The 20103-nt window shown below is 69.7% G+C and carries 13 protein-coding genes and 3 pseudogenes; 10 read left to right on the top strand and 6 right to left on the bottom strand.

What is annotated here, in order from left to right; genetic code table 11:
- Positions 1-606: 606 nt before the first annotated feature.
- The 4 genes from EV384_RS11010 to EV384_RS10995 form a co-directional block, all read right to left on the bottom strand.
- Positions 607-1338, bottom strand: coding sequence for a sigma factor-like helix-turn-helix DNA-binding protein (locus EV384_RS11010; protein WP_130332607.1), 732 nt, complete (start codon positions 1336-1338; stop codon positions 607-609).
- 81 nt (positions 1339-1419) lie between these two features.
- Complete coding sequence (gene eccCb / locus EV384_RS11005; protein WP_130332605.1) at positions 1420-5745, bottom strand: type VII secretion protein EccCb; 4326 nt, start codon at positions 5743-5745, stop codon at positions 1420-1422.
- A 3-nt stretch (positions 5746-5748) separates the two neighbouring features.
- Positions 5749-6192, bottom strand: a complete 444-nt coding sequence (locus EV384_RS11000) for a hypothetical protein (protein ID WP_130332603.1) — start codon at positions 6190-6192, stop codon at positions 5749-5751.
- A 231-nt stretch (positions 6193-6423) separates the two neighbouring features.
- Complete coding sequence (locus EV384_RS10995; protein ID WP_130332601.1) at positions 6424-7008, bottom strand: hypothetical protein; 585 nt, start codon at positions 7006-7008, stop codon at positions 6424-6426.
- Between the two features lie 966 nt (positions 7009-7974).
- Here EV384_RS10995 and EV384_RS10990 point away from each other — a divergent pair.
- The 3 genes from EV384_RS10990 (at position 7975) to EV384_RS10980 (ending at position 10515) form a co-directional block, all read left to right on the top strand.
- The gene (locus tag EV384_RS10990) at positions 7975-8793 is read left to right on the top strand and encodes a basic amino acid ABC transporter substrate-binding protein (protein ID WP_130332599.1); all 819 of its coding nucleotides are present in this window, start codon (positions 7975-7977) and stop codon (positions 8791-8793) included.
- An 82-nt stretch (positions 8794-8875) separates the two neighbouring features.
- A complete protein-coding gene (locus EV384_RS10985; RefSeq protein WP_130332597.1) occupies positions 8876-9670 on the top strand; it encodes an amino acid ABC transporter permease in 795 nt (264 codons plus the stop codon).
- 5 nt (positions 9671-9675) lie between these two features.
- Positions 9676-10515: an amino acid ABC transporter ATP-binding protein gene (locus tag EV384_RS10980; protein ID WP_130332595.1), complete on the top strand. Its 840-nt coding sequence runs from the start codon at positions 9676-9678 to the stop codon at positions 10513-10515.
- A 668-nt stretch (positions 10516-11183) separates the two neighbouring features.
- Here EV384_RS10980 and EV384_RS10975 read toward each other — a convergent pair.
- Entirely contained in the window at positions 11184-11534 is a 351-nt protein-coding gene (locus EV384_RS10975; RefSeq protein ID WP_130332593.1) for a DoxX family protein, read from the bottom strand.
- 137 nt (positions 11535-11671) lie between these two features.
- Here EV384_RS10975 and EV384_RS10970 point away from each other — a divergent pair, with 137 nt between their 5' ends.
- Positions 11672-12868: a protein phosphatase 2C domain-containing protein gene (locus EV384_RS10970; protein WP_242624012.1), complete on the top strand. Its 1197-nt coding sequence runs from the start codon at positions 11672-11674 to the stop codon at positions 12866-12868.
- Positions 12869-13087: 219 nt separating this feature from the next.
- Positions 13088-13385, top strand: a pseudogene (locus tag EV384_RS10965) (transposase); the annotation flags it as partial.
- On the opposite strand, the pseudogene EV384_RS37220 reads toward EV384_RS10965, so the two are convergent.
- A pseudogene (locus tag EV384_RS37220) lies at positions 13340-13474 on the bottom strand (cyclophane-forming radical SAM peptide maturase AmcB); the annotation flags it as partial. The pseudogenes EV384_RS10965 and EV384_RS37220 sit on opposite strands and share 46 nt — an antisense overlap.
- A 110-nt stretch (positions 13475-13584) precedes the next feature.
- Here EV384_RS37220 and EV384_RS10960 point away from each other — a divergent pair.
- From EV384_RS10960 to EV384_RS10940, 5 genes and pseudogenes are all read left to right on the top strand, one after another.
- Complete coding sequence (locus EV384_RS10960; protein ID WP_130332589.1) at positions 13585-14109, top strand: PadR family transcriptional regulator; 525 nt, start codon at positions 13585-13587, stop codon at positions 14107-14109.
- Entirely contained in the window at positions 14106-14786 is a 681-nt protein-coding gene (locus EV384_RS10955; RefSeq protein WP_130332587.1) for an ABC transporter ATP-binding protein, read from the top strand. Before EV384_RS10960 ends, EV384_RS10955 begins: the two co-directional genes overlap by 4 nt.
- Complete coding sequence (locus tag EV384_RS10950; protein WP_130332585.1) at positions 14783-16945, top strand: ABC transporter permease; 2163 nt, start codon at positions 14783-14785, stop codon at positions 16943-16945. The genes EV384_RS10955 and EV384_RS10950 overlap by 4 nt, the downstream gene beginning before the upstream one ends.
- A gap of 481 nt (positions 16946-17426) precedes the next feature.
- A pseudogene (locus tag EV384_RS37215) lies at positions 17427-18095 on the top strand (transposase); the annotation flags it as partial.
- A gap of 680 nt (positions 18096-18775) precedes the next feature.
- Positions 18776-19810 carry a hypothetical protein gene (locus tag EV384_RS10940; RefSeq protein ID WP_130332583.1) on the top strand — a complete coding sequence of 345 codons (1035 nt, stop codon included), beginning with the start codon at positions 18776-18778 and terminating at the stop codon, positions 19808-19810.
- Positions 19811-20103 lie beyond the last annotated feature (293 nt).

Here is a 20103-nt window from a genome sequence, read left to right as displayed (position 1 = left end):
GCGTTCGCCGGCCAGCGGGCGACACCGTCGCCTTGGCATGATCGGGTGCGCACATCTGCCGCTTACCGTGCGCCGTAGTGCTCCAGCCCTTACTACCGGGGCAGCGGCACGAGGACCGGGACCTCGATGATCCCGCCGGACAAGGCATCGAAGCCGTACGGAAAATCTACGTCGGCCTCCACGACCGGATCGTGGCGCTCGCGGCCAGACTCCTGCCCACCAGGGAACCCGGGCCCAGCGTCCGCCCGAGACCGAACGTGGCTACGAACCGGCGTCGCCGCAGGTCAGGGGCGGCGCGACCGTATCATAAATTCGGACATTCCCATACAAGAATCCCGCTCGTGGACCCGATGTGGCAGAACCCGAACCGCATTCACGCTGTTCATGGACCAGTTGTGATTGTCTCGGCGGTCCGGCGACGGACCATGTGACTCAGGTTGGCGCGCGGCGCGGCTCCGAAGGGGCTGTGCCGCGCACTCGGGCCAGCCCCGACCACAACGCGACCACTGCAGCATTCGTCCCTCACTCACACAGGTTTAGTGGTACCTGCGACGCTGTCTCGGTCCATGTAGAGCTCGATGGTCACGTCAGCCTGGCGCGGCACGATCAGGCGGTGGTCCAGGGCCGGAGCTTCTCCGGGTTGCGTACCGCCCAGATCTGGTTGATGCGGTCACCGACGATGTCGAACGCGATCACCATCACGGTGACGCCGTCCCGCTGGGCCACCAGGCCGGGCCGGCCGTTGACCGTGCGCTCCAGCATCGTCATCCCGGGCGCACGGCCGGTGATGTCGACGGTGTAGCGCGCGATCTGCTCACTGCCCTCAACCGAGCGGAGCAGCGCGTTGACGAGGCCGCCGCCGTCGGCGATCGCCGTCGCGGCGGGGTCGAGGAGGCCGATGAGGGCCTCGATGTCCTTGGCCTCCCACGCCTGTTTGAAGGCTCTGACAACGTCGGCCTGCCGGGTCGCCGGGGTGGTGGGAGCCTGCGCGGCCTGGACGCGGCGACGGGCCGAGGAGGCCAGCTGGCGGCAGGCCGCCGGCGTACGCCCCACGATCTCGGCCACCTCCCCGAACGGGTAGCGGAAGACGTCGTGCAGGATGAACGTGACGCGCTCTGCCGGGGTCATCGACTCGAGCATCACCAGGAACGCCATGTTGATCGACTCGTCGAGGGTGACGCGGTCGGCCGGGTCGACCGGCCGTCCGGTCAGCCACTCCGCGGGTTCGGGCAGCGGCTCGGGGATCCACTCGCCCACATAGCGCTCCCGCCGGGCCCGCGCCGAGCCGAGCACGTCCAGACAGATACGGCTGGTGACCGTGGTCGATGGGGTGCTCATGGGCCCTCACATTTCGGGCGGGCGCGAGTGGCCGACCTGCTCGACGCCCTGCCCCCGCCGCGCTGACCTGCCCGGCGTCGGTCAGGGCTCCGACCAGGCGGTCTGGACGACCCGCGCGCCGTCCTGCCGGCGGACCAGGGTCCCCCGGCCGGCCGGCAGCGGCTGCGGTCGCAACCCGCCCAGGATCGCCCCCTCCTCCCGGTTGCCGGACATCAGCAGGCCCGGCGAATCCAACTCGCGCAGGTGTTGCAGCACCGGCTCGTAGAGCGCCCGGGCGGCGCCGCCCACCCGCCGGGCGATGATCAAATGCAGGCCGATGTCCCGGGCCTGCGGCAGCAGGTCGTAGAGCACGCTGAGCGGGTTGCTGCCGCCGCTGGCCACGAGGTCGTAGTCGTCCACCAGGAGGTACAGGTCGGGCCCGTGCCACCAGCTCCGGTCGCGCAGCTGCTGCGGAGTGACCTCCGGGCCGGGCAGCCGGTTCATCATCGCCTCGCGGATCGAGCCGAGCCCCTCCGCGAGGACCTGCCGGGAGTGGGCGTACTCCAGCAGGTGATCGCCCTCGACCGCGCCGAGCAGGCCACGGCGGTAGTCGGCGATGACCAGCCGGGCCTGGGCGGGCGTACGGCGGGCCACGATCTGCCGGGCGATCAGCCGGATCAGGTTCGTCTTGCCGCACTCCGCGTCCCCGAAGACGATAAGGTGCGGTTCCAGGTCCAGGTCGAGGTGGACCGGGGCGAGCGACGACTCGTCCAGCCCGATCGGCAGCCCGGTCCCGGACGGGTCGCTCAGCTCGTTCAGCTCGGCCACCAGCAGCTGACGCGGCAGCAGCCGCACCGGCGGGGCCGGCCGGCCCGGCCACGCCCCCGCGACCCGATCCGCCAGCTCGACCGTCGCCTCGGCCAGGTCCTCCACGCCGTTCCGGCCGTCGATCCGGGGCAGGGCGCTCAGGAAGTGCAGCCGGCCCGGGGCCAGCCCACGCCCCGGCGACCGGGGCACGTTCGCCGCCGCGCGCCGGTCGATCTCGGACTCGCTCGGGTCGCCGAGCCGCAGCTCCAACCGGCTGCCCAGCAGGTCCCGCAGGGTGGGCCGGATCTCCAGCCAACGGGCCGCGGTGAGCACCACGTGGATCCCGAAGCCCAGGCCACGCCGGGCGATGCCGGTGACGACCTCCTCCAGCTCCTCGTACTCCTGCCGCAACGCGCTCCACCCGTCCACGACGAGGAACACGTCACCGAACGGGTCGTCGGCGAACTCCCCCGCCGCCCGGCGCGCCCGGTACGCGGCCATGGACTCCACGCCGCCCGCGGCGAAGCGGGCCTCCCGGGCGTCGAGGACCGCGCTCACGTCGGCGACCGTACGCCGCACCGCCTCGGCGTCCCGGCGGGTGGCGACGCCGGAGACGTGCGGCAACCGCTCCAGCGCCCGCAGCGCCCCGCCACCCAGGTCGAGGCAGAAGAACTGCACCTCCCGCGGGGTGTGCGTCAGCGCCAGCGAGGCCACGATCGAGCGGAGCACGATGCTCTTGCCGGAGAGCGGCGCGCCCACCACGCCGACGTTGCCGCCGCCCCCGCCCAGCTCCAGGCGCAGCGGCTCGCGGCGCTGTTCCTTGGGCACGTCGGCCAGGCCGACGGTCGCGGTCAGCAGCCGCCGGTCCCGGGCGACCGTGAGGCCCCGGACCGGGTCCCGCGTCAGCGGCGGGAGAAGTTCGTCCAGGGTGGACGGTTCGGCCAGCGGCGGCACCCAGATCTGGTGGGCCCGGCTCCCCCGGCCGCGCAGCCGCTCCACCACGATGTCGAGCGGGCTGCGCCCGACCACCTCCGGCGGGACGGCGGCGCCGTCCGCCACCGGCGGCCCCGAGACGTACGAGGCGCGGAAGCGGGTCATCGTCGTACCCGCCTTCAGGTAGCCGTGGCCGGGCGCTCTCGGCAACTCGTACGCGTCCGGCACGCCGAGCACGACCCGGCTCTCCATCGCGGAGAAGGTCCGCAGGCCGATCCGGTACGACAGGTGGCTCTCCAGGCCCCGCAGCCGCCCCTCCTCGAGCCGCTGGCTGGCCAGCAGCAGGTGCACCCCGAGGGACCGGCCGACCCGGGCCAGCTGGACGAAGACGTCGATGAACTCGGGGCGCGCCGTGAGCAGCTCGGAGAACTCGTCGCAGATCACCAGCATCGTGGGCAGCGAGGGCAGCTCGGCGCCGGCCGCCCGGGCCCGCTCGTAGTCCCAGCGGCTGGCGTGGTTGCCGGCGGCGCGGAGCACCTCCTGCCGGCGGAGCAGCTCACTGGTCAGCGCGTCCGCCAGCCGGTCGATCAGCGCCAGGTCGTCGGCGAGGTTGGTGATCAACGCGCTCACGTGGGGCAGCTCGGCCAGCGGGCCGAACGTCGCGCCGCCCTTGAAGTCGATCAGCACGAGGTTGAGCTCGTCGGGGGAATGGGCCGCCGCGAGCGCCAGCACGATCGTCCGCAGCAGCTCGCTCTTGCCGGACCCGGTCGCCCCCACCAGCAGGCCGTGCGGGCCCATCCCGTCCTGGGCCGACTCCTTCAGGTCGAGCAGCAGCGGGCGCCCCCAGTTGTCGAGACCGACGGGCACCCGCAGGTGGTCCGGCCCGAGCGGCGTACGCCGTCCCTCGAAGTGCCACAGCGCCGCCCGGTCCGGCACACCGAGGACGAGCAGGGTCTCGTCCGGCTGCTCCGCGTCCGGGGTGGGACCGGTGGTGGGCGTCGTCCCCGCCGAGGCCGTCCCCCAGGCCTCGGCGATCACCGACACCATCACCCCGCCGCTGTCCGGCACGCCGGCCTCGATCTCCGCCTCGCCCTCGGCGTCGCCGGCCGACAAATCCGGCAGCGCGATGCGGAAGGTACGCCGCCCGTGGATGGCCCAGCCGGGCAGGTTGAGCGGCAGGCGCGCCGCCTGGTCCGGGTTGATCAGCGACTCGTGCGGCTTTGACAACCGCGTCTCGATCCGGGTCTGCGGCAGTTCCCGCAGCTCCTCCGGGATGGCCCGCCAGCTGCGCTCCGCGATGACGACGTGGAACCCGTACCCGAGGCCCTTGTTGGCCAGGTCGACCACGCGCGGGGTGAAGTCGGGCAGCAGGTTGGCGAAGTCCTGCCAGCGGTCGACGACCAGGAAGACGTCCGGGCAGGGCCCGGCGTCGAGGTCGGCCCGCCGGGCCCGCAGGCTCGCCGGCGACTCCAGCTCGTGGTGGCGGAAGAGCTGCTTGCGGTCGAGGACGTCCTGCTCCAGCCGGTCGAGGAGCTTGCTGACGTCGCCCACCTCGTCGTCGCCGCGCACCTCACGCACGTGCGGGAGCCGCCGCATCGGCCCGAGCCAGTTCCCGCCGGACTCCAGGCAGTTGAACGCCACCTCGTCGGCGGAGTGGGTGAGCGCCAGCCCGCCGATGATGGTGCGCAGCAGGGTGGTCTTGCCGGTGCCGGCCCCGCCGATGACCAGCAGGTGCCCCTCGGAGGAGGCCAGGTCCAGCCAGACCGGCTCCCCGGCGGGCTGGTCGATCCGCTGCGCCTGACCGACCGGCACCTTGAGCAGGCCGCGCCGCCGCCAGGCCGTGGCGCAGAGCTTCACCTCGCCGGTCGGCTCCAGCGGCCCGAGCAGGTCGCCGAGGCGGGGATCCCGCTGGTCCCGACGGTGCCGGTGGCGGTGGTGCCCGTCCCGGGAGAGGGCGATGTGGATCTCGTCGCTCGCGCTGCCGAACTGGCACGGCGTCTGCGCCGACCGCTTGGGCAGCTCCAGGTGCACGTACCGCCAGAGGTCGTCCGGGGTGATCCGGCCCTGGCCGCTGATGTCCGCGGCGCCGGTGCTCAGCCCCTGGATGATCGTCTCAGTGAAGGCCGACCGCAGCCGGGGCTCGGTGTCGGAGGCCGGGCGCCCGTCGTCGGCCCGCTCCACGGAGTTGGTCGCGGTGATGACGTACCGGCCGTAGCCGGTCTTCAGCTCGCCGTCGATGGCGAGGTCGTCGGTGGTCTTCAGGCCGTGCCCCTCGAACGCCCCGCTGTAGCAGCAGTCGAGCAGGATGACCGAGCTGGCCGCGTCCGACTCGTCGAGCAGTTCCCGGACGAAGGAGGCGGAGATGGCGGTCGACGAGAGGTGGTCCAGCTCGGTGTTGGCCACCGCCAGGTGCAACCGGCCCCGCTTGCTGGTGCGGACACCGTGCCCGCTGAAGTAGAGCAGGACGAGGTCCTCCGGGCCGGCCGCCCGGAGCATCGACTCGATCGCCCGCTCGATGGAGCTCTTCGACTCGTTCTCCAGCAGCACGGTCTGGTCGAAGGCGCCGACGTCCGCGTCGGCCAGCAGGCTCAGCAGGTCCCGCGCCTCCTCCCGCGGAGCGTAGAGGTCCGCCAGCGAGTCGTCGATGTACCGGTCGTTGGCGATCAGCAGCGCCCGTCGCTGTCCCACGCCTCAGCTCCCGGTGGGGGTGCCCCCGCGGTTCCCGGGCGCCGCGGGCAGCGCGGCGCCCGCCGAAGGATCGGTCGTCGCGGGTACGGCCAGCAGCCGGGCCAGCTGCTCGACGAGCTGCGGGTCCACCCGGGTCGACCCGGTCACGACCAGCTCGTTGTCGCCGCTGCGGAGCCGGATCGAGCGCGCCCGGACCCGGTCCGCGTACGCGACCGCGATCCGGGCGATCGCCTGCATCGTGGTGGCGGAGAAGAGCCCGCCGACGGCGAGCATCCCCAGCTCCCAGGCCTGCGGCGACTTGCCGTGCGTGGTGGCCGGCGACTGCGCGTACCCGATCTGCAACCCTCGGACCGTGCGCAGGTCCTCGGCGAGCCCGGTGGCGAGCGCCTCGACCCGGTCGTCGGGCAACGGCGCGGACGGCTCGATCAGCAGGGAGAGTTCGGGCACAGCACACCTCCGGCAGCAGACTGTCTACATTCAACACCACGGACGCGGGTGCCCCGGTTCCACCTGGACCGGGGGCACCCGCAGAATGGGCGTTACGGCGAACCGGGACAATCGACCGCCGGGTGGCCCACGTCTGAGGGTCTCCATGATGGCGGGTCGCCCGAAGCTGAATACGCCGCTGGCCGGCACCCCTGTCTTGGGGTGCCGGCCAGCGGCGTGTTGCTTTATGGGTCAGCTGTTCCAGTGCTGGGCGACGATGTGGGCGGCCTGCTTCTCCCACTGGGCGTAGGCGTCCGGGTAGGCCGACACCTGCACCGTCTGCGCGGCCTCGGTCAGCGGCATGTCCTGCCACCCGTCGACCTGCTTCAGACCCTTCAGGAACGCCAGGGTCGCGTACTCGGGGTCGGTGATCTGCTCCGGCGTACCCCAACCCGAGGACGGCCGCTGCTGGAACAGGCCCAGCGAGTCGTGGTCGTTGCGGTCACCCAGGTGACCCAGGTTCTCCAGCTTCGACTCCTGCAGGCTCGTGGCGATCGAGATCACCGCGGCCCGCTCCGGCAGACCCGCCTTCTTCGTCGCGGCGATGATCGCCTTCGCGTTGCCGGTCTGCTCATCGTTCAGGGAGATCTTCGACTGCTCGCCCTGCACACCGTGCGGGATCAGCTTGCCCATGTCGGGCTTGTCGGCCTGCACGGCGGCCGGGGTCATCGCGCTGGTCGGGGTGGCGTCGTGGTGGTTCAGCGGACCGGCGGCCAGACCACCGGCGAACGCCAGACCAGCAATACCGAGCACGCTCTTACGCAGCATCGTGTTCATGGGAAAGCTCCTTGGGGGGTTGGCGCACACCCGGTGGGGGCCGGGACATGCGCAAGCACCGTCAGGCGCTGACACGTACAAGGGGGGAAAGTCTCTGCCCGGTTCGACCGCGGGGCGGGGGCCTCTTCGCGGCGCCGGGACCATGTGTAACGACCGGCAGGCCACCATCATTCCCGGGGCCTGTCCGGCCCCTCGAGCGGGCCAGGTACTCGGTCGTACGCCAGATGTAACGACCCCGCCCCCGCCACGATTCCGGCCCGGGGATGCCGCCGGTCACACCCCGAACCGGGCATCCGGCCCACGCGGCAAGTCGCCGGTCAGCCGAACCGGACAGCCGGCACCAACGCCGACCTGACGGTATCCGCGCCCCCGGGACACCGCCACATCGGCGACATGCAGCCGACACACCCATCGAGCACCGAACACGCGGGCGGAGGCGAAGCGGAACCCGTACCGAGGAATTGCCCGACGCCCGAACCCGGCACCGACGCGCGGACCCGCCCACGACGGGGTCCGGCCCGCCCTGGCCGGCGCAGGGATCAGGCCTGACCGCCCGAGCCGGACACAACGGGTCATACGGCCCCACCGTGGAACCGCGTGGGGTCGGCTGGGACGGCGCGACATCTGGCCCGATAGCCGGCGGGAGCGCGGGAGGCCACCCAGCCGAACGGCAGTCGCGGCGAGAGTGGCACCGGCAACGGTGAGTGCGCGGCGTCTGCGCCACCCACGGCCGGACGGGTTGACGCGGACAGAGGTCCGCCGCTGGTCACGGTCTGCTCCTCCGAAGACCGCGTCCGATTGCTTGCCGAGTGTCGGGTTTACCGACCGTGACGGTCACAGCATCGACTCAACGACCCGGCGTGATCTAGGTACGGCTCGTCAGATCAGGTAGCGTCGCCTGTCACACCGTCTTTGCACCAACCCTGGCTGCCCGTCATAAGGGGGCCGAATCGGAGGGACACAGCCGTGAGGTTCGATAGCGCAGTCCGCAAGGCTGGCCTCGTCGTGGCGATCGCCGCCCTCGCGGTGAGCGCGGGATGCGCCAAGAAGGACGAGAGCGAGGTCCAGGCGAACGGGGTCAAGCTCATCGAGAAGGGCAAGCTGACCGTCTGCACCCACCTGCCGTACGCGCCCTTCCAGTCGAAGGATGCCAGCGGCAAGGTGATCGGGTTCGACGTCGACGTGATGGACCTGGTCGCCAAGGATCTGGGCGTCGAGCAGACGATCGTCGACACGCCGTTCGAGGGCATCAAGTCCGGCCAGGATCTGAACACGGGCAAGTGCGACGCGGCCGCCGCCGGCATGACGATCACCGAGGAACGGCAGAAGGTGATGAACTTCTCCGATCCGTACTTCGACGCGACCCAGGCGATGTTGGTCAAGACCGGCAAGCCGTACAAGTCGCTCGACGACCTCAAGGGCAAGAAGCTCGGCGTCCAGGCCGCGACCACGGGCCGTGACTACGCCCGGAAGTTCGAGAAGGAGAAGGGCCTGCAGCTCGTCGAGTTCGAGGATCTCGCCGCCCTGCAGCAGGCCCTCGCCAACGGCCAGATCGAGGCCGCCGTCAACGACCTGCCGGTCTGGACCGAGTACATCAAGGAGCACCCGGGCGGGTTCGAGGTGACCGCCGAGTTCGACACCGGCGAGCAGTACGGGTTCTCGGTGAAGAAGGACAGCAACCCGGAACTGCTCAAGAAGATCAACGAGGTGCTGGCCAAGGCCAAGCAGGACGGCACCTACGACAAGATCTACGAGAAGTGGATCGGCAAGCAGCCGAACTCCTGATTGAAGCTCGTGGTGGGAGGGCGCGCGCCGAGCGCGCCCTCCGCGTACGCAACCTCCCCGTAGGCAAGGAGCGTCTCGAACCGTGAAGCTGCGACGCCGCCAGCGAGAGCGGCTGTCCCTCTGGCTCCAGTACCTGGCCTTCATCGCCATCATCGCCGTGGTGATCTTCGCCGCGGACTGGGGCAGGCTGAGAGACGCGTTCTTCCGCGTCGACATCATCGAGTCGATGTTCCCGACGATCATCACCGTCGCGCTGCGCAACACGATCCTCTACACGCTGGGTGCGTTCGCCTTCGGCCTCGTGTTCGGCACCATCCTCGCGCTGATGCGGCTGTCCCGGGTGGCTCCGTACCGCTGGTTGGCGACGGCGTACATCGAGCTGTTCCGGGGTCTGCCCGCGCTGCTGGTGCTCTTCCTCGTCGGGTACGGCATTCCCATCGCCTTCCCGGAGCGGGAGATCCCGGGCGGCGTGTTCGGTTCGATCGCGATCGGTCTCGGGTTGACCGCCGCGGCGTACATGGCCGAGACCATCCGGGCCGGCATCCAGGCCGTGCCGAAGGGACAGATGGAGGCGGCGCGCACCCTCGGCATGTCGCACTTCACCGCGATGCGCACCATCGTCATCCCGCAGGCGTTCCGGATCGTGATCCCGCCGCTGACGAACGAACTCATCCTGCTCACCAAGGACTCGTCGCTCGCCTACGTGCTCGGCGTGACGGCACAGACCATCGAGGTCACCAAGTTCGGTCGGGACACGCTGAACGACCGGGTGAACGCCACCCCGCTGCTGGTGGCCGGCCTCACCTACCTGGCGATCACCCTGCCTCTCTCCCAGGTGGTACGACGCCTCGAACTCCGCTACGCCAAGGCTCGGTGACCCACATGACGACTACGCAACCCCGGCCCGCCGTCGAGATCCGCGACCTGCACAAGTCCTTCGGGCCGCTCGAAGTGCTCAAGGGCATCGACTTCGAGGTCGGCCACGGCGAGGTGGTCTGTGTCATCGGGCCGTCCGGGTCCGGCAAATCGACGCTGCTGCGGTGCGTCAACCTGCTGGAGGAGCCGACCGCCGGCAAGATCTGGGTGAACGGGATCGAGATGACCGACCCGGATGTCGAGATCGACTCGGTACGCCGCGGCATCGGCATGGTCTTCCAGTCGTTCAACCTCTTCCCGCATCTGACCGTGCTGAACAACCTCACCATCGCCCAGCGCCGGGTACTCCGGCGGGGCCGCGCCGAGGCCGAGCGGATCGCGCGGGACAACCTGGAGCGGGTCGGCCTGACCGACAAGGCCGATGCGTTCCCGATGCAGCTCTCCGGCGGGCAGCAGCAGCGGGCGGCGATCGCCCGATCGCTGTCGATGGAGCCCAAGCTGATGCTCTTCGACGAGCCGACCTCCGCCCTCGATCCGGAACTGGTCGGCGACGTGCTCACCGTCATGCGCAAGCTGGCCGAGGACGGCATGACGATGATGGTGGTCACCCACGAGATGGCGTTCGCCCGGGACGTCGCCGACCGGGTCGTGTTCATGGACGGCGGCGTGGTGGTCGAGCAGGGGCCGCCGCAGGAGGTGCTCGGCGCGCCGCGGCACGAACGGACCCGCTCGTTCCTCTCCCGGGTCCTCGACCCGACCCATGTCGCGCAGCTTGGTCAGCCCGACCAGTCCCCCGAGCCACCGGAGCTGCCTGGCCTGCCGGCCGACGACCGCCACAACCTGTGACAGCGGCTCATCGCGGCTTTGTGCACGCCGGTTGACGCGCGTGGCCGGGTCGTCGTCGATGGGGTGTCGCAGGTGGGCCCGCAGGTGGTCCGCGAAGCGGTTCGTGAAGCTCTCCAGGGCAGCCTTGCCCTCGTCCCGGGCGCGCCAAGCGATGGTCGTCCGATGACTCCGCTGGTGGAGTAGGCGAGAGCGAACTGCACGAGATGACCCCGCATTGGCAGCTCTTCATAGCCCGGAAGGGGCAACGTGTCCTGGGGCTCGCCGGCCAGCAGGGCGGAAGGATTCGCCATGTCTAGGTCGATCCGGACAAGTTGCCGCGGACACAAGCGACGAGCGGAACCTGTCAAGTCCAGCGAGACATGTTGTTGATCGTGGGTTAGCTCGGTGATAGCGCTACTGATGGCGTGATCGATGGGTATCTCGTCGTCGGCTCGGTGGGGTTGCTGGTGTCGGGTTTGTTGATCCATGCCCGGTCCGGCAGCCGGGGGGGGCGCGGGGGCGGCGGGTGAACCGCTCGGGGTGTGGGGCCCAGGCTGCATCGAGGGTGCGTTGCCGCTCGGCGTGGACGAGGTCGGCGGTGCCGTGGCGCACCGAGGTCCCGGGTACAGCCACGGAAGCCCGAGCAGTCGCACGCCTGTTCGATTTCTGGTGCCGACCGTCTCCACGGATCACCAGTGGTAGCCGAGGTTCACGGTTAGTGCGGCCACCGCAGTGGAGAAGAACACGGCCCATCCCACGAGCTGGCGGGAACCCACTCGCAGGTGCGCAAAGAGCGCGCCGAGGAAGTACAGCACGAGGCCAGCGGCGGCGAGTGTCCCCAGCAGTGGCACGGCGAACCCGGCTAGCAGCCCCAAAGAGCCCGCCGCCAGCAACATGCCCAACACCGGTACCCACGACCGTGGCACGCGCTTCATGTCCGCCTGGGCCTTTGGATAGTCGTGGCCGATCAGGTAGGTGACGGCGGCGATGCCGTTGAAGACCGAGGCGAGGATGGTGACCGTGACGTAAGCGGCGAACATGAGCCTCCTCTGTGGTTGTTTGCTTCAAGGACGAGCTAGCCCTGTTGGATGTGACGTGCTGTGTGAAGCACAAGCATTGGCGTGGCCCGGGACTGTACAAAAAACGGCGGATCTACCGATCAAGGGAGAGACGCCAGATGACGACGGAGACCAGCGTCGAGCAGGAGCCGACCGCTGGGACGGCCGGTATGGTCACGGACGGGCAGTTGGTCGTCGCGTTGTTCGCGACACTCCGCACCAGCTGTTCAGGAGAGTTCGAGCACCGCCCGAATCTGAGCCTGATTGATGTTCGCGAGTTTCGGCACCACCTCGGCCGCAGCGCTGCCGTGTCGGCACTGCCGCCTCCGCGCGGAGCTACATCGACGGAGGGTTACATCGTCAGACGCGGGTCCGCGCGCGGATCGCGGCAAGTCCGGATATTGATCAAGAGGCCAGACTGTGAGCCCGACGCGCCTGCGCGGCGGCAGATGTGTGCGCCCCAAGCGCGTCGGCGGTTGTTAATGTCGACGCCTCAACCGGCGGGAGGGCGGCGGCAGGACATGCGGGTGACGATGACGAGCGCTGCGGCACGGACTGGCCACGCGAACGAGGACTTTACTGGCGCCGTACCGACGGCAGCGGTGCTGATCGACGGCGCCGGCATCTCCGGCACCGAATCGATCTGCCGGCACGGCGTGGCCTGGTACGCCAGCCGCCTGGGAGGCAGCCTCCTCAGCCTCTTGTCACTCGTGCGGGACCGCAGCCTTTCGGCGCTGCTCGCCGAGGCCATCAAGCAGGTGACGGACGATCACCGGGACACCTGCGACGTCGCCGACCCCATCAGTCCGTCGGCGACCGTAGCCATCCTGCGCCTGTCCGACGGCCTCATCGAGCACCTGGTGCTCGGTGACTCGGTCCTCGTGCTCGACCGAGCAGACGGTGCGCCGCTCGTCGTCTCCGATCCCCGGGAAGTGATCATCAGCCGGTCGTACCGGTCCGCGCTCGAGGCCGTCGCCGAGGGTAGCGACGAGTACCACCGAGTCCTCCGAGACTTGCGCGCCAACCGGAACCAGCCGGGCGGCTTCTGGGTGGCCAAGGACGACCCGCGGGCGGCAGACGAGGCGATCATCGGAAGCTGTCCGATCTCCGAGCTGACCGGTGCCGTCCTGTTCAGCAATGGAGCCAGCCGCATCGTGGACCGGTTCCGGCTCGCCGACTGGCCGGGGGTCATGGCCGTCCTGGCGTCGAGCGGACCCGCCGAAATCATCCATCGTGTCCGGCAGGCGGAGGCGCGCCACGCGGTGGCGGCGGACGATGCGACGATCGCACACTGTACCGACCTCGGCGAGGCCTGACCGTCGCCAGCGGAGCGTGCCCGGCCGCCTGGCGTGGTATGACTTGCTGCCGCCGGCCACCCTTGGGCAGCGATGGAACCGCCTTGTAGCGCACATCCACTCATCGGCTACTTGTTAGCTAGCGCTACGACCGCAGCCAGAAGCGGATAGGCCAGTCCTCTCCGGCCGTCCCGCGTTCACAGCGGGTAGCCAACGAGCACCGTCGGCGACAACCCCCGCCGGCTCCGCTCCGAAGCGGCCTTCGCCCGGCTCTGCAGCGTCGCCCCCCATCCCCGCCAGGTCAGGACGAACAAACCGCCACCGCCTGCACCGCGGCGGGGACCGCGACGCCAACAGCGCCCTCTGGCGCATCACCCTGGTCCGCATGCGCTGCCACCAATCCACCAAGGACTACGTCAAACGCCGCCCCACACAAGGCAAACCCAAGACCGAATTCATGCGGTGCGTCAAGCGCAACATCGCCCGCGCGCCGCACCATCGCCGGTTGATCAGCGTGGCGTTTGTCTGGATCTCGTGACGCACCCGCCCCGCACGCCGGAGCTCCTCGAACGGGTTCAGCAGATCTCGGAACGTGCCGATGGGCATGGCGGTGGGTTCGCCTCCGTGTACCAGGGTGTGGAATGTGCCGGCGATCGCCGGCCATGGCGTGGCAGCGGACGACTACAAGTAATCCGAGGGTATATACGCGGCGTATACCTTCGGCGTAGTCTGCTGGCATGAGCGTTCCCCTCACCCTTCTCGGCCTGCTCGATCGCGAGCCCAGTCACGGGTACGACCTGAAGCGCGACTACGACGCCTACTTCGGACGCGGCAAGCCGCTGCCGTACGGGCAGGTCTACGCGACCCTCAGCCGCCTGGCCCGGGACGGCAAGGTGGTGATCAGTGAGATCGGCCCCGGCGCCGGACCCGACCGGAAGCGTTACATCATCACCGACCTGGGCGCGACCGAGGTCGACCACTGGCTGACCGAGCCGGTCGAGCCGGAGCCACACCTGCAGACCGTGCTCTTCGCCAAGGTCGTGCTCGCGCTGATGCTGGACCGTCCCGCCGACGAATACCTCGACACGCAGCGCAGCGCACACCTGCAGCGGATGCGCGAGCTCACCGAGATCAAGCGCACCGGCGGCCTCGTCGACGCGCTGCTCGCCGACCACGGCCTGTACCACCTGGAGGCGGACCTCCGGTGGATCGAGATGACCGGCGCCCGGCTGGACGCCCTGAGGAAAGCGGTGCGGCCATGACCATCGTGATCGAAGCGCGGAGCGTGACGTTCTCGTTCGGCGAGACCCCCGCGCTGCGGGGCGCGAGCATCGCCGTGGACGCGGGCGAGATCCTCGCCATCATGGGGCCTAGCGGCTCGGGTAAGTCGACGCTGCTGCACTGCCTGGCCGGCATCCTGGTGCCCGACTCCGGCGAGATCCTGTTCGACGGCCGCCGGGTCGACGCCATGACCGAGACCGAGCGCAGCAGCCTGCGCCGGGACCGCTTCGGGTTCGTGTTCCAGTTCGGACAACTCGTCCCCGAGCTCACCGCGGCGGAGAACGTCGCCCTGCCCCTGCTGCTCAGCGGGGTCCGCCGGACGGAGGCGCTGCGCAAGGCGTACGGCTGGTTCGAGCGGCTCGGCCTGGACGGCATGGAGCAGCGACGCTCGGGAGAGCTGTCCGGGGGGCAGGCCCAGCGCGTGGCCCTGGCCCGCGGCCTGGTCGCCAAGCCGGAGGTCCTCTTCGCCGACGAGCCGACCGGGGCGCTCGACTCGCTCACCGGCGAGCAGGTGATGAACCTGTTGGTCGCCGCGGCCCGCGAGCAGGGCATCACCGTCATCCTGGTCACCCACGAGCCACGGGTCGCCGCGTACGCCGATCGCGAGGTCATCGTCCGCGACGGACGCGTGAACCTGCCGGAGAGGATCGCGTCATGATCGGCTTCGGGCTACGCCTCGCCGTGGCCGGCGGCCGGGAGGCGCTCACCCGCCTCGTCATCATCGCCGCCGCCGTCGCGATCGGCGCCGGGCTGCTGCTGGCCACCCTCGCCGGGGTCAACGCCGTCAACACCCAGCTCACCCGGTACGCCTCGATGTACCCCATGCAGACGTCGGGCGGCCACGCCGACCCGCTGTGGTGGTCGACGCGGGAGGACTACTTCCACGGCACCCAGATCATCCGCATCGACGTCGCCGCGACCGGACCGCATGCACCCACCCCGATCGGCATTCCGAAGACGCCGGGGCCGGGCGAGTACTACGCCTCGCCGTCGTTGCGGAAGCTGCTGGCCGCCAACCCGGCCGACCAGCTCGCCAACCGCTACCCCGGACGTGACGTCGGCCCGATCGGTCGGGCGGCGCTGGCATCGCCGGACACCCTGCTCGTCATCGTCGGCGGAACCCCCGACACGGTCGCGAAGCTGCCTCGGGCACGGCAGATCTCCAGCATCGGCGACAACACTCCGGCACTCCCCGAGACCGTGGTGGACCTGATCCTGGGCGTGATAGCCGGCGGACTGCTGTTCCCCGTACTGATCTTCATCGGCACCGCCACCCGGCTCAGCGCCGCCCGCCGGGAGCAGCGGTTCGCGGCGATGCGCCTGGTCGGCGCGACACCGAAACAGATCTCGCTGATCGCGGCGGTCGAGGCGGCCGCGGCGGCCGTCGCCGGTACCGCGATCGGCTTCATCCTGTTCTTCGCGTTCCGCGGTTGGCTCGCGAACATCCCCTTCACCGGCATGCGGTTCTTCACCAGTGACATGTTCCTCAGACCGCTGGACGTCCTGGTGGTCGCGCTCGGCGTTCCGGCCGGCGCGGCGCTGGCGGCGCGGGTCTCGCTCCGGCGCGTTCGGATCTCCCCGCTCGGCGTCACCCGGCGGGTCACCCCCCGCCCCCCGCGCGCGTACCGCCTGATCCCGCTCGTGCTCGGCGTCGCCGTACTGGCATTCGCCCTGGTCTACCGGCCCCCCACGTCGGACGGCCAGACCGCCATCTTCCTGCCCGGGCTGCTGCTGATCATGACCGGCCTGATCCTCGCCGGTCCCTGGCTCACCATGATCGGCGCCCGGGTCATGGCGCGGCGCGCCAGCCGGCCCGCCACGCTCATCGCCGCGCGGCGCCTCGCCGACAACCCGAAGGCCGGCTTCCGGGCGATCAGCGGCATCATGCTCGCCCTCTTCGTCACAAGCGTGGCCGTCGGCGTGATCACCACGATCGTCGCCAACCGCGGCCCGGCGCCGATCGGATCGACCGGTGCCGGCACGATGTCCACCGTTTTCACCGAGAACCCGCCGTCGGTGCCCGACACGGTGCTGACCGACCTGCGCGCGATCCCCGGCGTGCGCAGCGCGACGGTGGTCCGCGAGAACCCGGTCCGCGGCAACGACCGCGATGGGTGGGTGGTCGCGTGCACCGATCTCCCGGCGGCGTACGGCCGGTGCGCCGACGGCGCCACCGTTGCCGAGGTGCCGATGAGCCTCATGCCCTTCGAGCAACGGGCATCGTCCACGAGGGTCTGGCCCGCCGCATCTGTCACGGTCGGCGACCTCCAGCGGTTGCCGGTGGCATCGATCGTCGTCGGAACCGACGCTTCGGTCGCCGCGCTGGAACGCTCGCGCACCGTCCTCGAGGTTGCCTACCCGACGGATTTCTGGGTGGCCCCGAACGTGCCCGGCGACTTCGAGTCGGACTTCGCCAACACGCTGCGCGGCTGGAAACAGCTGGCCAACGTCATCATCGTCGCCAGCCTCGCACTCGCCGGCTGCAGCCTCGCGGTCAGCGTGGTCGGCGGACTGAGCGAACGCAAGCGCCCGTTCAGCCTGCTGCGACTCAGCGGCGTGCAGGTGCGGGTCCTGCGCCGCGTGGTCGCCCTGGAAAGCGCCGTACCGATGCTCGCCGTCGCCGTTGTCGCGATCGGCATGGGCTTCCTCGCCGCACAGCTGTTCCTCAAGGCGCAGATGGACTACACGCTCACCGCGCCGGGCGTCGGGTTCTACGCGATCGTCATCGTCGGCCTGGCCGCCTGCCTCGCCATCATCGCCTCCACCCTGCCGTTGCTGGAGCGCATCACCGGCCCGGAGACCGCACGCAGCGAATGATTGGGCCATTCCGCGTAACGACCGGTGCTCGGTAACCGATCGCGCTTCGGTGCGGCAACACGCCGGATCCGTTGTAGTCCAACGCAAAGACGCAGAACCCCGGTATCAAGGTGGTCCTCCAACATTGGCCCTGCGCTCATCCTCAACCAGCCCTCGCCCAAAATACCCAAAAAGCTACAAAAACCTCGAAATCCCCATGGATGTGACAGCGCCGATTTCTTCGGGCAGGCGAACAGCTTGGCCGCGGTCAGGGCAGGTGAGGGCGCAGCCCGACGCCGTTCCGTGGGAAGTTCGACGTGTGGGGCCGGATGGGACGGCGCGACACCTGGCTGATGTTTGACGGGGAGCGCTGGATCGTACGTGCCGCCTCGGAGGCGACGAGGGCCAGGAGGTGAGCCATGGGTTCGACGACGAGGACCGCGCGCCATGGTCAAGCGCATGATGGGGTTGTCCGCCGGCAGGTGGAGAAGCATGCTCGACCCCCGACCCCGCGTCGGCGGCCCGGCTGACCACTCCGCAGATCACCGCCGCGCTGAAACGGGCCCGCCGCCGCGACGTGCCGGCCAAGGCCGAGAAGCTGCGGCATTGCGCAGCCAGCAGCTGGGCCAGGCGCCGGTAGTGACTGCGGCTTACGCGGCCACCGTCCGCGCCCAGGTAGCGATCCTGACCACGCTGCACATCCAGATCAAGGCAATGGAAGAGCAGGTCGAGGCGCATTTTGGGCAGCACCCGGACGCTGAGATCTACCTCAGCCAGCCCGGCCTGGGCCGAATCCTCGGCGCCCGGGTGCTTGCCGAGTTCGGCGACGACCCCACCCGATACGCCGAGCCAAAGCCCGCCGCAACTACGCCGGAACCAGCCCCATCACCCGCCAGCCCGGCAAGAAGATCGTGCTGGCCCGCTACGTGCACAACGACCGACTCATCGACGCCCTTGGCCGGCAGGCCTTCGCCGCCCTGAAAGCCTCCCCCGGCGCCCGCGCCTACTACGACCAGCAACGCCACCGCGGCATCGGCCACCACGCCGCACTACGCCAACTCGGCAACCGCCTCGTCGGCATCCTCCACGGCTGCCTCAAAACCGGCACCACTACGACGAAGCCACCGCCTGGCACCACCGCGAAGAGCACCACCAAGACGCCGCCGCTTGACCGCAGCGCTCATGGGATGTCTGTCAGGACCCCCGGAAACGACATCTGGGCACCCACCCGGAAGGGTGAATGCCCAGATGATTGCTGGTGCGCCGCCAGGGACTCGAACCCCGAACCCGCGGATTAAGAGGACACCCGCCTCCCCTTGACCAACCGTCGTCACCTCGGCAGCAGTCCCCGGCTAGTTTGGCTCAGCGTGCTGTTCTAGCGTCGCGTTGGGGTCATGCAGGGGTCATTCTCGGTGCCCGGGATCTGGATCCCTACCACAGCGAGGACCCCTTGTGGAAAGAGCCGGTGACCCCTTCACCCCCAGACCTCGGCAGTGCGGTTGAATGAGATCGAGTACGAGGTCGCGCCGCATTCATCGGGCCTGGTTCGGCCCCTTGCGGTCGGCCGCGTTGCTGTATATCCCTGCTGTACCTACCTACTCCCACGCTGCCAGGCTCCGGCCGGGCAAGCCGGCGGCCTGACCCTGCAGGTCATGGTGGTCGCTGAGGTTGTCCGCGGTCCGCGCGGTTAGGCCCGTTGGCATCCGCCACCCTAGGTGCCCGTCCCGTAGACCTTGCGGCGTACAAGGCTCGTCGATTTTCCAAAATCTTGTCCACCACGCGTCAACTACGACATGAGTCGCTAGCCTTCCGGTCCTTCCCCGCATCGGCGGGTGGTCTTACTTTGGGCATGTGACGGTGCGTCGGCGGGCGCTGCCGATGTGGCTAACCGCCGTGTTGATGTTTGCAGTTGCTGGTTGCGGGACCGGCACGTCGCACAAACACGAGCAGGTTGAGGAGCGCCTCAGCGAGATCGCCGCCGAGGCCGAACGGCCGATCTACTACCTCGGCCCGCGGTTCCGTGATTGGCCGCTGACCGAGGTGGGCGCGGACAACACCGGCCGGGTCGACGCGATCTACGGGACATGTCTCGCGGTCGTCGACGGGTGTTCGCCCCCGCTCGAGGTCATCAATCAGCCGCTCGACTTCTCAGCGTGGAGCATGGCCGTCGGTTGCAGGCGCCTGCCGCCGGTCCGTGGCGTCCCAGCCGTGCATTTCGGCGGTGCGCTCGTCCTGCTCACCGGTGACTCGCTGGTCACCGTCGCCTTCACCAGTGATGACACGGCGACCGCCGCCGCCGCGGCGGAGCAGCTGCGGGAGGTAGGTGCGGAGCTTTCCCGTGCGGCGCTTCCGCCGCCGGACACCGTTGCCCTGCAGGTCATCGAAGCTGCCTGCGGGAAGAACCCGGGCGACACCGGTCGCATGGAACCCGACGAGGGACCGGAACCGGTCGGGGAAATGCAGGTGCCTGACTTCACCGTGGGCCGGCTCGGCGGTGGTGAGCTCCGTTGGGCGGCGTACCTCGGCAAGCCCGTGGTGGTCGTGGTCGGTGACGTGCCGCACGTGCTCACAGGGATTCAGCGCGTCCTCGCGTTGACCACGAATCCCCGGCCGGCCGTCATCGGCCTGGTATGGAAGCCGTTCGGGTCCAAAGACGCCCCGGCACCAATCGCGGAGATCGAGCAGGAGGCCGGCCAAGTTACCGTTCCAGTCGGTTATGCCGCGATCCCCCGGCCGGCAGTCTGGTTCTTCGACATGGCAGAGGTCGACGCGGCGCACTCAGGCGTGATCGCGTTCGTCAACGCCGACGGCACCGTCATCCGCCATGTCCGAACGGACGCGCCCGACGACGCCATTGCCGCCGCTCTGGACAGGCTCGCACGCTGACCGGCGATGCTTGCCCATCGCACATGGGTTGCAAGCCTGTCTTGCCGTAGAGGCCCTGCGACACACGGTCTAGGAACGGGATAGCGCTCGTCGGCCGGACCGGTCTCCTACCAGGACAGATGCCTGATCACTCGCTCGCCTTCCCGCTGATCATTCCGCGCATATTCCGGATCTTGCCCGTCTCGTCCAGCCCCCTCGGAGCTGGTGGGCTCTGCTTGGTTTGAACCAGTGACCCCTTCGGTGTGAACAAGGTCAGGTCGGGGCCCGACATGCATCGACAACTATTTGCGCTG

This window comes from Micromonospora kangleipakensis, assembly GCF_004217615.1.
GTDB lineage: Bacteria > Actinomycetota > Actinomycetes > Mycobacteriales > Micromonosporaceae > Micromonospora > Micromonospora kangleipakensis.
This window is presented reverse-complemented; position numbering and strand designations above follow the sequence as displayed.

Excerpts from the sequence above, each read along its gene's own strand:
- EV384_RS11010 (WP_130332607.1), bottom strand. The coding sequence starts at position 1,338 with ATGAGCACCCCATCGACCACGGTCACCAGCCGTATCTGTCTGGACGTG.
- EV384_RS10995 (WP_130332601.1), bottom strand. The coding sequence starts at position 7,008 with ATGAACACGATGCTGCGTAAGAGCGTGCTCGGTATTGCTGGTCTGGCG.
- EV384_RS10980 (WP_130332595.1), top strand. The coding sequence starts at position 9,676 with ATGACGACTACGCAACCCCGGCCCGCCGTCGAGATCCGCGACCTGCAC.
- EV384_RS10975 (WP_130332593.1), bottom strand. The coding sequence starts at position 11,534 with ATGTTCGCCGCTTACGTCACGGTCACCATCCTCGCCTCGGTCTTCAAC.
- EV384_RS10970 (WP_242624012.1), top strand. The coding sequence starts at position 11,672 with ATGACGACGGAGACCAGCGTCGAGCAGGAGCCGACCGCTGGGACGGCC.
- EV384_RS10960 (WP_130332589.1), top strand. The coding sequence starts at position 13,585 with ATGAGCGTTCCCCTCACCCTTCTCGGCCTGCTCGATCGCGAGCCCAGT.
- EV384_RS10955 (WP_130332587.1), top strand. The coding sequence starts at position 14,106 with ATGACCATCGTGATCGAAGCGCGGAGCGTGACGTTCTCGTTCGGCGAG.
- EV384_RS10950 (WP_130332585.1), top strand. The coding sequence starts at position 14,783 with ATGATCGGCTTCGGGCTACGCCTCGCCGTGGCCGGCGGCCGGGAGGCG.